Below are 13,430 nucleotides of genomic sequence, written 5' to 3'. Positions count from 1 at the left end.
GGTGCGCGACTCTCTCAACCCCGCCTTTTCTCTCGCCCACCGTGTATTCCTGGGCGCGTATCGGTGGCGCTATACCGTCTCGCGCCCCGCCCCGCCCGTCCACCCGCACCGACCCGTCCCACCGTGAACTCGCCCCACCCCGTGAAGGAGACCGCCATGGCCGCGAAGTGGAGCAACTGGGCCCGCCAGCAGACCTGCGCCCCCACCCGCATCGAGCGCCCCGCGAACGAGGAGCAGCTCAGCGAGGCCGTCGCCCGCGCGGCCCGCGAGGGCCTGCCCGTCCGCCCGGTCGGCAGCGGACACTCCTTCACCGAAACCTGCCTCACCGACGGCGTCCTCGTCGACCAGAGCGGCATGCAGCGCGTCCTCGACGTCGACCCGAGGACCGGCCTGGTGAAGGTCGAGGCCGGCATCAAACTGCACCGGCTGGCCGCCGAGCTCCACCGGCACGGCCTCGCCCTGGAGAACCAGGGCGACATCGACAAGCAGTCCCTCGCCGGGGCGCTGGCCACCGCCACCCACGGCACCGGCGAGCGCTTCCGCAACATGTCCGCCAACGTCGTCGGCTGCCGGCTCGTCACGGCCACCGGCGAGGTCGTCGAGATCGACGAGGAGCGCGACCCCGACGCCTGGCGCGCGGCCCGCGTCTCCGTCGGCGCGCTCGGCGTGATCTCCCAGTACACGCTGCGCTGCGTGCCCGCGTTCCGCATCCACCGCATCGACGAACTCCGCCCCGCCGCCGAGGTGCTGGGCGACCTGGACGCACTGGTCGCGGCGCACGACCACTTCGAGGTCATGGCCCTGCCGCACACCGACAAGGTCCTGACGTACGCCTCGCGCCGCACCGACCGACCCGCGACGCCGCCCGGCCGGATCGCCGCCTGGTGGAACGACGACGCCGTCAGCAACGCCGGCCTCGGCGCCGCCTGCGGCCTCGGCCGCCTCCTGCCCGGTGCCGTGCCCGGCATCGCCCGCACCATGAGCGGCCTGATCGGCCGCTACGAACAACTCGACGACAGCCACCGGGTCTTCGCGCACGAGCGGCGGGTGCGGTTCACGGAGATGGAGTACGCGATCCCGCGCGCCCACGCCGTCGAGGCGCTGGAGCGGGTCAGGGCCCTGATCGCCGACCGGCGGCTCCCCGTGCTGTTCCCCGTCGAGCTCCGGTTCACCGCCCCCGACGACGCCTTCCTGTCCACCGCCCACGGCCGCGACACCGCCTACGTCGCCGTGCACCAGATCGCGCGAGCCGAGTACGAGGCGTTCTTCCGCGCCGTCGAGGCGATCATGGACGAGTACGAGGGACGGCCGCACTGGGGCAAACGCCACTTCCAGACCGCCGCCACGCTGGCCCCGCGCTACCCGGGCTGGCGGGACTTCCAGGCCGTCCGCGCCCGGCTCGACCCCGAGGGCGTGTTCACCAACGACTACGTCCGCCGCGTCCTCGGCCCGGTCGGCGCGGACCTGGGCTGAGCCCGCCCGTCGACCGCCGCCTGCCCGCGCACCAGCCGCCGTACGCCCACCCGTTCCCCGCCCCGAGGGGTTGACCGCCCATGTACGCGCCCGACTTCGCCGCCCTCGACCGGGCCACCCGTGAACTCCGGCCCCCGTTCGCCGTCCTGGACCTCCGTGCCCTCCAGCACAACGCGGAGTCCATGCGGCGCCGTGCCCGAGGCAAGCCGATCCGCCTCGCCAGCAAGTCCGTGCGCTGCCGGTCCGTCATGCGCTCGGTCCTCGAGATGCCGGGCTTCCGGGGCATCCTCGCCTTCACGCTGCCCGAAGCCCTGTGGCTCGCCGAGGAGTTCGACGACATCCTCGTCGGCTACCCGACCGCCGACGACGACGCCCTGCACCGGCTGGCCGCCGACGGCCGCGCCGCCGCCAGGGTCACGCTGATGGCCGACTGCCCCGCGCACCTGGACCGGATGGCCGAGGCCGCGGCCGCCGGAGGCCATCCGCTGCGGGTCTGCCTCGACCTCGACGCCTCGCTCAAGTCCCTCGGCGGCAGGCTCCACTTCGGCGCCCACCGCTCCCCGCTGCACACCCCCGCACAGGCCCGCGCCTTCGCACGCGCCGTGCGGGAGCGCCCCGGACTCCAGCTGGTCGGCGTCATGGCGTACGAGGCACAGATCGCCGGCGTCGGCGACGACGCCCCCGGCTCGCCCCTGCGCCGGGCGGGCATCCGGGCCCTGCAGCGGGCGTCCCGGCGGGAACTGAGCCTGCGCCGCGCCGCCGTGGTCGCGGCCGTACGGGGCGTGGCGCCGCTGGAGTTCGTCAACGGCGGCGGCACGGGCAGCCTGGAGTCGACGGCCGCCGAGCGCGCCGTCACCGAACTCGGCGCGGGCTCGGGCCTCTACGCGCCGACCCTCTTCGACACCTACCGCGGATTCCGGCCCCGGCCCGCGACGTTCTTCGTACAGTCCGTCGTGCGCCGCCCGTCCGCCGGCCGCGTGACCGTCCTCGGCGGCGGCTGGCCCGCCTCCGGCGCTGCGGGCCGCGACCGGCTCCCCACCCCGGTCTGGCCGCGCGGCCTCCGGCTCACCCCGCTCGAAGGCGCGGGCGAGGTCCAGACCCCGCTGATCGGACCCGGCGCCGCGCGGATCGCCGTCGGCGACCGCGTCTGGTTCCGCCACACCAAGGCCGGCGAGCTGTGCGAGCGCGTCAACGAACTCCATGTCGTGGACGGCAACCGCGTCACCGCCGTCATGCCCACCTACCGGGGCGAGGGCCAGGCCCTGCTGTAGCCGACTCTCACCGGGCGGTGATTCGCCCGCCCGATCTCACTGTGCGGGGTGGACAACGGCACGCGACGCCTCGTAACTTAACGATCGTTCGACGGAGTGCAGTGAGAGAAAGGTGAGCGGCATCGTGATCGGCGAACCGCCGACGGCGGACGGGCGGCACACGCCGGGGCCCGGCACCGTGCCCGGCCCGCTCGGCAAGGGCGAGCACATCGCCGTCGAGGCCACCGGCGACGGCGCCTTCCTCGGGTACTGCCACTCCGGCCGCGCCCGCAACCGCAGCTACGGCGGCGCCGCCCTCGGCCAGGCCCTGGCCGCCGCGTACCGGACGGTCGACGAGGACCGGGCCGTGCACTCCCTGCACGCCTACTTCCTGCGGGCCCTCTCGCCCGAGCGGCCCGTCCGCTACGAGTCCCAGGCGGTTCGTGACGGCCGCAGCTACTCCATGCGCCAGGTCACCGGCGTCCAGGACGGCAAGGAGTCGCTCACGATGAGCGTCTCCTTCAAGCTGCCCCAGTCCGCGTCCGCCCTCCGCCAGCCCGGCATGCCCGACGTGCCGGGCCCCGAGGGGCTCGGCGACGCCTGGGCGTTCCGGCCCACGGACCATCCGCTGCGCACGTCCCTCGACTACCGGGAGGTCCCACGGCCACCGCATCCCGGGAACCCCGCGACGGGCGAGATCGTCCGCCACGCCTGGCTGCGCACCGTCGGCGCGCTCCCCGACGACCCCGCCCTGCACGCCTGCGTCCTCGCCTACATCTCCGACGCGCCGCTCGCCCCGACCGCCCTCGTGCCGCTCGGCGAACCCCGCCCGGCCGGAGTCGCCCTCGCCTCCCTCGACCACGCCATGTGGTTCCACCGGCCCGTCCGCGCCGACCGGTGGCTGCTGTACGTGTGCCGCAGCCGGGTCGCGGGCGACGGCCGCACCCTCGCGCACGGCGAGTTCTGGGACCGGGGCGGCGCGCTCGTCGCGTCCGTGGCGCAGGAGGCGCTCCTGCACGTGCGCTGATCCGCGTGCGCGGCGAAGTCCGTGACGCAAGGTTCAGCGTCCTCACCCCGAACTTGCTCACGGTGTACGGGCACTCTGGACAGGGGTTGCGGTACGGGCATAACTTAACGATCGTTCGACACCGAGTCTGCGGGGCAGGCCACGTGAGGGCCGCCCGTTCGCCCGAGTGCGCAGACCGCCCCACTCGCACCCAGCACGAGAAGAGGTTGCCGTGCGCCGTACGGTGTTCAACGAGGACCACGAGGCGTTCCGTCGCACGCTGCGGGACTTCATCGCGAAGGAGGTCGTCCCGGTCCACGCCGACTGGGAGCAGCAGGGGCACCCGCCGCGCGACTTCTACCGCCGGCTCGGCGAGCTGGGCGTGCTCGGCATCCAGGTGCCGGAGGAGTTCGGCGGGGCGGGCGAGACCAGCTTCCGCTTCGCGGCCGTCGCCGCCGAGGAGACGACCCGCGCCGGCGTCACGTTCGGCAACTACTCGGTGCACGCGAACCTGATCCTGCCGTACCTGATGACGTACGCCACCCAGGAGCAGAAGGAGCGCTGGCTGCCCGGGTTCGCCACCGGGGACCTGATGACGGCCATCGCGATGACCGAGCCCGGCACAGGCTCCGACCTGGCCAACATCCAGACTCGGGCCGCGCTGTCCGCCGACGGCACCCACTACGTGCTCAACGGCGCCAAGACGTTCATCACCGGCGGCGCCCTCGCCGACCTCGTCCTGGTCGTCGCCCGCACCGCGCCCTTCGACCCGGCCGACCGCCGCGCCGGACTGTCCATCCTCGTCGTGGAGTCGGCGAGCGAGGGCTTCTCCGTGGGCCGCAAGCTCCAGAAGATCGGCCTGAAGGCCTCCGACACCGCCGAGCTGGCCTTCGCCGACGTGAAGGTGCCGGTGGGGAACCTGCTCGGCGAGGAGGGCAAGGGGTTCTCGTACCTGTCCCACAACCTCGCCCAGGAGCGGCTGACCATCGCCATCGGCGGCGCCGCCACGGCCGCCGCCGCCCTGCGCTTCGCGACCGACTACGTGCGGGAGCGCACCGTCTTCGGGCAGCCGGTCGCCCACTTCCAGAACACCAAGTTCGTGCTCGCCGAGTGCGCCACCGAGGTCGAGGCCGCCCAGCTCATGGCCGACCGGGCCCTCGAACTGCACGACGGGGGCGAGCTGTCGGTCGCCGACGCCGCGAAGGCCAAGCTGTTCTGCACCGAGGTCGCGGGCCGCGTCATCGACAAGTGCCTCCAGCTGCACGGCGGTTACGGCTACGTCACCGAGTACCCGATCGCCCGCCTGTACGCCGACACCCGCGTCTCCCGGATCTACGGCGGCACCAGCGAGGTCATGAAGACCATCATCGCCAAGTCGCTCGGGCTCTGAATCCGTCAACTCGTCTTGCTGAGAAAGGGACTTGTCATGCAGATCGACGCCCGCTCATCCGCCCTGGTCACCGGCGGCGCCTCCGGTCTCGGCCGCGCCACCGCCGAGCGCCTCGCCGCCGCCGGCGCCCACGTCGTCGTCCTCGACCTGCCCACCTCGGACGGCGTGGCCGTGGCCAAGGAGATCGGCGCGACCTTCGTGCCCGGCGACGTCACCAGTGAGGCCGACGTCACCGCCGCCGTCGGCGCGGCCACCGCCCTCGCCCCGCTGCGGATCACCGTGAACTGCGCGGGCATCGGCGGCGCCGGACGCATCGTCGGCAAGGAAGGCCCCTACGACCTGGCCATGTTCCGCAAGGTCGTCGAGGTCAACCTGATCGGCACGTTCAACGTCATCCGGCTCGCCGCGCAGGCCATGGGCGGCAACGAGCCGGTCGACGGCGACCGCGGTGTCATCGTCAACACCGCCTCCGTCGCCGCGTTCGACGGGCAGATCGGCCAGTGCGCGTACTCCGCCTCCAAGGGCGGCATCGTCGGCATGACCCTGCCCATCGCCCGCGATCTGGCGCGCACGAACATCCGCGTGATGACCATCGCGCCCGGCCTGTTCGAGACCCCGCTGCTCGGGCGGCTGCCGCAGGAGGCCAAGGACTCGCTCGGCGCCCAGGTGCCGCACCCGGCCCGGCTCGGGCTGCCCGCCGAGTACGCGCAGCTCGCCGAGTCGATCGTCGTCAACCCGATGCTGAACGGCGAGACGATCCGCCTCGACGGCGGCATCCGCATGGCTCCCCGCTGAACCACCCACCACCACGCACGAGTTCAGCATGCGTGACGCGGTGATCGTGGACGCCGTACACACCCCCGTCGGCAAGGGCAAGCCGGGCGGCGCCCTGGCCGGCATCCTTGCGGCCGGGCGACGGGTACCTCATCGACGGCGCCAAGCACGGCCGCCCCCCCCGCCCGTGGCGGTCCAACAGGCCGCCGCCGAACGGGCGTTCACGCTGCGGCCCGACCCCGCCCGTGATGTCGAGGGCTACCCCGACCTCGTCGTCCACGGCCCGCTGCTCGCCCTGTCCCTCCTCGAACTGCCCCGCCGCCACGCCCCGGGCCGCCCCGGCACGGCGCCCGGCGTCACGGGGACGGCGACCCTCGCCCCGTAGAACTGCCGGGAGCCGGGGGCTCGCTGAGGTGTCCCCTCGTACTGCGCGGGCGGCCCGACGCTAGACCTCGGTGTCCCCGGGCCGAGCCTGCGACCACGGCAGGTACGGCGGCAGATCCTCCGGCACCCGACCCGGGAACCGCGGCGGCCGGCGCTCGAAGAACGACCGCACCCCCTCCCGCGCGTCCGCGCCGCGCACGGTGTCGAACACGAGACGGGAGTCGAGCCGGTGGACGTCCTCGGGGCTCTCGGCCCATGCCATGCGGTACACGAGTTGACGGGTGATCGCGACGGACACCGGAGCGGTGTGCGCGACCAGTTCGCGGGCCAGCGCGTACGCCGCGTCGAGTACCTCGTCCGGTGCGTGCAGGCTGTGCACGAGCCCGGCGGCAAGGGCCTCGTCGGCGGTCACGATCCGACCCGAGACCAGCCAGTCCATCGCCCGCCCCAGCCCCACGAGACGGGGCAGGAACCAGGCCGAGGCACCCTCGGGCACGATGCCCCGCCGGGTGAAGGGAAAGCCGAACTTCGTGCCGTGCGCGGCCAGTCGGTAGTCCGCCGGCAGCAGCATCGTCGAGCCGACGCCCACGGCAGCGCCCCGCACTGCTGCGATCACCGGCTTGTTCAGCGCGTACAGCTCGCGGGTCACGAGACCGGCGGGCTCCTGGTAGGAGCCCTCGTCGAGCTGCCGCAGCGTCTCTTCGCCGACGTCCTGCGAGAAGCCCTCGCCCTTGTCCCGGCCCGCGGACAGGTCGGCGCCGACGCAGAAGTCCCGGCCCGCGCCCGTGAGGACGACGACCCGCACGGCGTGGTCGGCGTCGGCGGCGCGCAGCGCGTGCGCCAGCTCGTCGGCCATCTGCGGGGTGTAGCCGTTGCGGGCCTCGGGGCGGTCGAGGGTGAGGGTGGCGATGCCGTTGGCGACGGCACAGGAGATCTGCTCGTACGCCGTGACGGCGGTGTCGGATGCTCTCATGGTCGTCCCTGGGTGGGTGCTCGGGGCTTCGTGCACGTCCAGCCGTGTTGAACGTTCGTTAAATTAGCAGACGTGGGTCCCGTCCACCATGCCCCGTCGCATCAGGGACGCGGCGCCGGGAGCTCGGATCTGTCCCACCCGTGCGGGCGATCTACCGAAAGGTACGCATCCGGGAAGCGGTGTCCGCTCCGGCGGTACGATGACCCGAGCCTTGACCGCTGTACGAATGTTCAGTTGCGTGAGGGAGTCCCGCAGAATCCGGATCGGAGCGTCGTGTCCACTCGACCCGCAGGTCACAAGGCCATCATCGAGGCCGCCCGCGAGGAGTTCTCCGAGCAGGGCTACGGGGCGACGTCGATCCGGGACATCGCCAAGCGCGCCGGCGTCAGCCTGTCCGCGCTGTACTACTACTACAAGGGCAAGCAGGAACTGCTCGTCGCGATCCTCGACGACGGACTGGACGCCTACTTCGGTGCCTGCGAGGCGGCGCTCACGGAGGCGGGTGACGACCCGGCCGAGCAGCTGGAGGCGCTGGTCACGGCCACCGTGGCGTTCCGGATCGAGCACCCGGTCAAGAGCAGCATCGTCCTCACCGAGGGGCGCAGCCTCGAGCCCGAGCACCTGGCCCGCTATCGGAAGAACGAGGAGCGCGGCACCCGGCAGTTCCGCGAGGTGATCGAGCGCGGAGTCGCCGACGGGCTGTTCCTGACGCCTTACCCCGACGACGCCCGCCGCACCGTCATCGCCATGTGCAACGCGATCGCGCAGTGGTACCGCGTCGACGGCGAGGTGTCGCCGGACGAGTTGGTGGAGCGCTACGTGGCGCTCGCACTCACGGTCGTCGAGTACCGGCCGCGGTCGGCCCGCCGCCCTGTGCGCAAGTAGCTCACGGCTTCCGTCCGCCCCCGGGGCCCGCGGCCTTCCCTTTGCGCAGGCCCTAGTTCGACCGCTCGAGCGGTGGGAGATCGGCGCACAGGGCGGACGGGAAGGCGGGCTCGACGCGGTGCACGTCGACGCAGCCTCCCTTCGTGCCACGGGCGACCGGCTTCCAGCCCGCCTTCTCGGCCTTGAAGAACCAGCGGTCGCCCAGGCTCGCCCCGCAGCCGGGGCCCGCGCCCTCGGGGCAGGCGGGCCCCATGCGCGAGGAGACGTCGAACACGAGCCACTTCCCGTCGCAGTGCTCCTCGCCGCGCGAGGTGTGGTTCGGCACGTCGAGGGCCGCCACGGCCTGGTCGTAGGAGGCGGGGGTGCACCCGGTGGGCGCGGGGTGGCAGCCGCGTTCGCCGCACAGGCGCAGGTCGGGCAGGTGGGCGTCGTCCATGGTGAACACGGTGTGGGTGTCCATGGCCAGTTCGCGGTGCCCCAGCGGGGACGGCAGTCGCACCTGCGCCGTGGCCGTCGCGGTTCCGCGGCAGTCGTCGTGCGGGGCTCCGCCCGTCAGAGCGGAGAACGTCACCTGCACCCACACCGTGCGGTCCGAGGTGTCGGTGACGACCGCCTTCAGGTCGCGGGCGCACGTCTTTCCCGGGCCGGGCACGTCGGCGTCGACGGTCAGGGTGCGGCGGTCGTCGGCGAGCCGGGCGGCGGTGACCCGGAACGGCGCGAACGTCTGCGGGCGCGCCGACTCGGTCGGGGTCGCCGTGCCCCCGGAACCGGCCCGCAGGGTCCCGCAGGCGCCGAGCAGCAGCACGCCGACCGCGCTCAGCACGAAGACCGTGACCAGTGATCTCGCACGTCGCATCTCTTCCGAGCCCCCCGGTGTATGTGCTCCCCGGGCGACTATAGACAGAGCGACGGTCGGGCATCCCGATCAGGGGCGCCCGGACCGCAGTCCCCCGCGCATCAGCCGACGGGCATGCGGATCGCCGAGACCAACCCGCCGGATCGCTCGACGAGTTGCGGCGGAGTGCTGACCGGGCGGCCGTAGGCGGCGGCGCGTTCACGCAGCGTGTGACATGCGGCCTGCCAGCCGTGGCCGGCCAGCCAGCCCACGGGGTCCTCGGGCATCTCCGAGACCCACAGGGACGCCGCCGACCCCGGCGCGGCGTCCGCGCCGAAGCGTTCGATCGCCCCGCGCGAACCCAGCGTCAGCCCCATCCGACTGCCTGCCGCCGACTGCGCGCCGATCCGGGCCAGCAGCAACTCCACCGCGTCCTCGGGCAGATAGATCAGCAGTCCCTCGGCGATCCACACGGTCGGCGCGGCCGCGTCGTGGCCGGCGGCGGCCAGCGCGCGCGGCCAGTCCTCCCGCAGATCCGCCGCCACGGTGATCCGCTCGCAGCGCGCGACGGCCCGCTCGCGGCGCAGCACCGAGGCCTTGAAGTCCAGTGGCGCGGCGGTGTCGACCTCGAACAGTCGGGTGCCCTCGGGCCAGTCCATCCGGAACGCCCGGCTGTCCATACCGGCCCCGAGCAGCACGACCTGCCGCACGCCGCTTTCGGAAGCCTCGCGCAACAGGTCGTCGAGGAACTTCGTCCTGATGACGACGGAGAGCGAGACGGCCGCCCGACGCCGTCGCGCCCCTTCGTCATCGGGCAGCGGCGGCGACGACGGCCACAGGCCTCCGGCTTCGGCGAAGGCCCGGGCCAGCGGATCGCGGAACAGCGCGTCCTCCCGCGCGGTCTCCAGCGCCCGCACCCTGGCCACTCCCACCGCCGTGGCCCACACGCCCGCCGGCCGCACCGATCCCTGCTCGTCAGTCACCGGGCAAGCCTACTGCGGCCGCCGCACCATTTTTGAACACGTTCAAGATGGGCGTACGCTGCCCCCATGAGCGACTCGAACGGGCCGAGAGCCCTCCGCGCACGCATCCGTGTCTGGCTGATCGTCTTCGTCGTCTGTCTCGTGCTCAGCGGTATCACCGCCTTCCCGCTCGTCACCGAACTCAGGCTGCTCGACTCCTCGCTCGACGGCTGGGCGACGCCCGTGGCCCAGGCCCTTCCCGGGCTCGCCGAGTGGATCGACCGGGTGCGGGGCGGACTCGAGACCGCCGACGCGCAGGCCCCGTATCTGCTCTACGGCACCGACTGGCTGGCCTTCGCGCACCTCGTCATCGCCGTCGCCTTCTACGGCGCCTACCGCGACCCCGTCCGCAACATCTGGGTCGTCGAGTTCGGCATGATCGCCTGCGTCGGCATCATTCCCCTCGCCCTCGTCTGCGGGCCCGTGCGGGGCATCCCCTTCTGGTGGTCGGTCATCGACATGTCCTTCGGGCTCATCGGGATCCTGCCGCTGCTCCACGTACGCCGCCTGATCAAGCGGCTCGAAGCGGTGACCGTACCGGCGACGACGGCGACTGCTGCGGTCGACTAGCGGGGCTCGCCCGCTCGGATCCGGTCCGCGGGAATCAGGGTGCCTTCGAGCCCCACCGGGTATGCGTCAACGAGTCGTCAGAGCACGGGAGTTGTCGCTGAATCCGCGGGGGGCGAATTGAGGAACCGGACCACACTGCGCGGACGCTCTCGTCCCCGTCCGGGGCGGCCGGCGGCGGAGCGCCCCGAACCGTGGTGGAAGCGGCACGCGCGCGTGCTCTGGCTCGGCGCGGGTCTCCCCGTGATCGGCGCGGTGCTGACCGCTCTGGCACTTGAGTGGATCGGCCTGGGCGGCGACCCGGAGCCGAGCCCCGCGCCGGACGGCGCAGGTGCGACATCAGCGAGCCCTTCGGCGGCGGCGCCGCTCGTCGTGACCGCCCGGCAGGAGGACGAGGCGGGCTGTGCGGCCTTGCCGCGTCGGGTGTCCTCCCCGCAGGACCGTGCCGAACTCGTGTCCGGCGGGGACGTCGGCGCCGTCATCCGCCGCAATCAGGGCGCGCGGGCGGGCGAAATGAACGTGAGCCTCACCCTTGAGGGCGGTTCGAAGTCGCTGACCGTCACGTCGATCGGCATCGAGGCGAAGCACCCCAGGGCGGGCGAGCCGTACGACGGAACGCTCGTGTGCGAGCCGGGAGCCGGGGGCGAGTCCAAGATCCAGCTGTTCGCGGACATGGACAGCCCGGAACCCGTCTTCCTCGCCGGGAAGGACTCCGAGCTGCGGTACTTCAGGGACCACGTCATCACGCTCGCGCCGGGGGAGCAGGTCAACCTCTCGGCGACGTTCCGGGCCGAGCACGGCTCCCACGCGTTCGGACTCGTCGTCCACTACGTGCGGAACGGCAAGGAAGGCATCGTGCCGGTCCCCGCCCCACGCGGGGGACGCTACGCGCTGACCGGGTACGCCGAGCGGTACGAGGCTGTCTACGAGGGATCCCCCGACGGCGCGTACCGGCTCGTCGAAGACCCCCGGCCGTGTTCATGGCTGCCCGCGTCCCAGAAGTGCTGACCCGTGCCGAGGAGGAGTGGGGCGACATGATGTCCCGGTGGACCCGTACGGCCCGTTGGGCCCGGCACGCGGGCTACGCGACGCTGCTCACCCTGACCCTCCTGCTGCTGGCGGTCGCTGACGGCGACTCGGGGCGGCAGCGGCAGGAGCCGGTGCAGCGCCCCAACGCGCTGGAAGTGGAGTGGTCCCTCCGCACCCCCGGACGAGCGCTGGACGCGGCGGACACGCCGGCCTCCGTGAACGACAGCATGCTGGCGATTCCCCTGGGAGCGACGGTGGGCATCGTGGACACACGCGAGGGCCGCCGCCTGTCCACCCTGCGCGGCGCGGGCAGCGAACTCGAACCCGCCGGATTCTCGGGCGGCGTGATGTTCGCGATGGATCGGCAGGGCTCAGAGGAGTCGCTGAACGCCTATGACCCCGCGACCGGGAAGAAACTCTGGCGCGAGACCGCGAGCCGGAGCCGACAGCAGAAGGCGGGCAACGGCTGGACGGGCACAGCGCCGTTGCTGCCGACACCGGGCCCCGTGGTCGAGGCGGTCGGCGGCCGGCTCGCGGGCCTCGACCCGCAAAGCGGTGCGGTCCGCTGGAGGAAGCGGATCCCCGCGGTCGCTTCGTGCGGAGAGGTCGCGCCCGCGGGCCCCGGCCTGCCCTCCTATCCTCCGTACCAGCTCAGCGCGACCGACAACTACGTCGTCGTGCTCGGCAAGTGCCCGGGCCTGGTCGCCGAACTGCAGGTGATGGACGCGCGGGACGGCGGAGTCGTCTGGAAGCGGCGGCTGGAGGAGTGGCGGGAGTACGCGAGGATCGACACCAGCCCTCACGCGATCGTCGTGTCCTTCGACGACGAGTTCCGGGTGTTCACCGAGGCGGGCAAGGAACACGCGCGGGGAAGGAAGGACCGCAAGCCCGTGCCGGTGCCCGACGACCCGAGCGGGGACGTCGCCGTCGGTGACGCGGGCGTCGCCGGTGCGTACGTCGGGGACCTCCGCTGGTCCGTCGGGGACGCGCGCCTTCAGGGGCCCGGTGCGAGCAGCCTGACGGACCGCGCGGGCAGGCGCAGCCCCTCCGTTCCCTGGCCCGTGGCCGGGACGTTCGTGGGCAGGAGCGGCCACCTGCTCATCGTCCGCAGCGAAGAGCGGTACGGCACCCGCTACACGGCCCTGCGACCCCGGCACCGCGCCGTGGACCGGGACCGACCCGCCGGCCTCGGCGGCGCCGCACGCAAGGACTGGCCCGACGCCTGCGGACTGGTTCGTGCCGGACTCCTCCAGAAGCTCGGCCGGGACTACGTCAAGCTGCCGGTGCGATCGAGCCGTACGGTCATGGGTGTCCGGCTGCCGCACCCGAGCGTGTGCCGCTTCGCCACGGAGTCCGGATCCGACGACGACATCTTCTCCGTCACCGTCCGTTGGGTGGCACCCGACGAGGAGGCCGCCCGCACCTATGCGACGAGCGGCATCCCCTGGGGCTGCGACCCGCCGCTCGGCGGCTGCGTACTGGCCCAGGTCACGACCCCGCGACCGGGCGTCCACCTGTACACGTACAGAACGGGCCTGGAGCAGAGCCCCGTCGCTCACGCGACCGTGGTGGCCGGCCGGCACGTCTTCGGAATCAGCACGGGCAACGACACGGCACGGGCCAGGTGGTTGGTCGCACGCGTGGCGACGCACCTCTCCGACCTGAACGGAGGCGGCCGGGCGCTGGCCGCCTCGCGGCCTTGAACATCATCACCGCGGAGTCACCGATCCCTACCTCGGTACCGCGATTTCGCTCGGCGTGTGGCGGACCAGCCTGTCAGGGCGGACCGGATCGCGCGCAGATACGGGCCCCTCTCCGGCTGAACCCGCCACCCGAGAAGGC

General features: G+C 72.8%; 13 protein-coding genes. 10 read left to right on the top strand and 3 right to left on the bottom strand.

Annotation, left to right across the window (positions count from 1 at the left end; genetic code table 11):
* The first annotated feature begins 156 nt into the window (after nt 1-156).
* The 6 genes from ACFW9D_RS06055 (at nt 157) to ACFW9D_RS06030 (ending at nt 6,278) form a co-directional block, all read left to right on the top strand.
* Complete coding sequence (locus ACFW9D_RS06055; protein WP_384618406.1) at nt 157-1,473, top strand: D-arabinono-1,4-lactone oxidase; 1,317 nt, start codon at nt 157-159, stop codon at nt 1,471-1,473.
* Nucleotides 1,474-1,553: 80 nt separating this feature from the next.
* Nucleotides 1,554-2,744: an amino acid deaminase/aldolase gene (locus tag ACFW9D_RS06050; RefSeq protein ID WP_384618403.1), complete on the top strand. Its 1,191-nt coding sequence runs from the start codon at nt 1,554-1,556 to the stop codon at nt 2,742-2,744.
* A gap of 112 nt (nt 2,745-2,856) precedes the next feature.
* Complete coding sequence (locus ACFW9D_RS06045) at nt 2,857-3,750, top strand: acyl-CoA thioesterase (protein ID WP_384618400.1); 894 nt, start codon at nt 2,857-2,859, stop codon at nt 3,748-3,750.
* A gap of 211 nt (nt 3,751-3,961) precedes the next feature.
* On the top strand, nt 3,962-5,119 hold the full coding sequence (locus ACFW9D_RS06040; RefSeq protein ID WP_384618398.1) for an acyl-CoA dehydrogenase family protein: 1,158 nt from the start codon (nt 3,962-3,964) through the stop codon (nt 5,117-5,119).
* A gap of 36 nt (nt 5,120-5,155) precedes the next feature.
* Nucleotides 5,156-5,914 (top strand): 3-hydroxyacyl-CoA dehydrogenase, encoded by a 759-nt coding sequence (locus ACFW9D_RS06035; RefSeq protein WP_384618395.1) that lies wholly within the window; start codon nt 5,156-5,158, stop codon nt 5,912-5,914.
* A 28-nt stretch (nt 5,915-5,942) separates the two neighbouring features.
* Complete coding sequence (locus ACFW9D_RS06030; protein ID WP_384618392.1) at nt 5,943-6,278, top strand: hypothetical protein; 336 nt, start codon at nt 5,943-5,945, stop codon at nt 6,276-6,278.
* Between the two features lie 60 nt (nt 6,279-6,338).
* Here the strand turns inward: ACFW9D_RS06030 and ACFW9D_RS06025 are convergent, their stop codons facing one another.
* Nucleotides 6,339-7,250, bottom strand: coding sequence for an enoyl-CoA hydratase-related protein (locus tag ACFW9D_RS06025; RefSeq protein WP_384618390.1), 912 nt, complete (start codon nt 7,248-7,250; stop codon nt 6,339-6,341).
* Nucleotides 7,251-7,523: 273 nt separating this feature from the next.
* On the opposite strand from ACFW9D_RS06025, the gene ACFW9D_RS06020 reads away from it, so the two are divergent.
* Nucleotides 7,524-8,135: a TetR/AcrR family transcriptional regulator gene (locus tag ACFW9D_RS06020; protein ID WP_384618387.1), complete on the top strand. Its 612-nt coding sequence runs from the start codon at nt 7,524-7,526 to the stop codon at nt 8,133-8,135.
* Nucleotides 8,136-8,187: 52 nt separating this feature from the next.
* Here ACFW9D_RS06020 and ACFW9D_RS06015 read toward each other — a convergent pair whose 3' ends face one another.
* Nucleotides 8,188-8,991 (bottom strand): hypothetical protein, encoded by an 804-nt coding sequence (locus ACFW9D_RS06015; RefSeq protein ID WP_384618385.1) that lies wholly within the window; start codon nt 8,989-8,991, stop codon nt 8,188-8,190.
* Nucleotides 8,992-9,092: 101 nt separating this feature from the next.
* Complete coding sequence (locus ACFW9D_RS06010) at nt 9,093-9,917, bottom strand: SAM-dependent methyltransferase (RefSeq protein WP_384618548.1); 825 nt, start codon at nt 9,915-9,917, stop codon at nt 9,093-9,095.
* Between the two features lie 102 nt (nt 9,918-10,019).
* On the opposite strand from ACFW9D_RS06010, the gene ACFW9D_RS06005 reads away from it, so the two are divergent.
* The 3 genes from ACFW9D_RS06005 (at nt 10,020) to ACFW9D_RS05995 (ending at nt 13,291) form a co-directional block, all read left to right on the top strand.
* The gene (locus tag ACFW9D_RS06005; protein WP_384618383.1) at nt 10,020-10,562 is read left to right on the top strand and encodes a hypothetical protein; all 543 of its coding nucleotides are present in this window, start codon (nt 10,020-10,022) and stop codon (nt 10,560-10,562) included.
* A 213-nt stretch (nt 10,563-10,775) separates the two neighbouring features.
* The gene (locus ACFW9D_RS06000; protein WP_384618381.1) at nt 10,776-11,567 is read left to right on the top strand and encodes a hypothetical protein; all 792 of its coding nucleotides are present in this window, start codon (nt 10,776-10,778) and stop codon (nt 11,565-11,567) included.
* Nucleotides 11,540-13,291, top strand: coding sequence for a PQQ-binding-like beta-propeller repeat protein (locus ACFW9D_RS05995; protein WP_384618379.1), 1,752 nt, complete (start codon nt 11,540-11,542; stop codon nt 13,289-13,291). The genes ACFW9D_RS06000 and ACFW9D_RS05995 overlap by 28 nt, the downstream gene beginning before the upstream one ends.
* Nucleotides 13,292-13,430 lie beyond the last annotated feature (139 nt).

Origin of the sequence: Streptomyces sp. NPDC059524, assembly GCF_042749255.1 — a bacterium.
Classification (GTDB): Bacteria; Actinomycetota; Actinomycetes; order Streptomycetales; family Streptomycetaceae; genus Streptomyces; species Streptomyces xanthii.
The sequence above is the reverse complement of the archived record's forward strand: the minus strand, read 5'-3'. Positions and strand labels throughout refer to the sequence as shown.

Bases quoted from the DNA above. Each gene is read 5' to 3' on its own strand.
- ACFW9D_RS06055 (WP_384618406.1), top strand. From the start codon at position 157: ATGGCCGCGAAGTGGAGCAACTGGGCCCGCCAGCAGACCTGCGCCCCC.
- ACFW9D_RS06050 (WP_384618403.1), top strand. From the start codon at position 1,554: ATGTACGCGCCCGACTTCGCCGCCCTCGACCGGGCCACCCGTGAACTC.
- ACFW9D_RS06035 (WP_384618395.1), top strand. From the start codon at position 5,156: ATGCAGATCGACGCCCGCTCATCCGCCCTGGTCACCGGCGGCGCCTCC.
- ACFW9D_RS06030 (WP_384618392.1), top strand. From the start codon at position 5,943: ATGCGTGACGCGGTGATCGTGGACGCCGTACACACCCCCGTCGGCAAG.
- ACFW9D_RS06025 (WP_384618390.1), bottom strand. From the start codon at position 7,250: ATGAGAGCATCCGACACCGCCGTCACGGCGTACGAGCAGATCTCCTGT.
- ACFW9D_RS06015 (WP_384618385.1), bottom strand. From the start codon at position 8,991: ATGCGACGTGCGAGATCACTGGTCACGGTCTTCGTGCTGAGCGCGGTC.
- ACFW9D_RS06005 (WP_384618383.1), top strand. From the start codon at position 10,020: ATGAGCGACTCGAACGGGCCGAGAGCCCTCCGCGCACGCATCCGTGTC.
- ACFW9D_RS05995 (WP_384618379.1), top strand. From the start codon at position 11,540: ATGGCTGCCCGCGTCCCAGAAGTGCTGACCCGTGCCGAGGAGGAGTGG.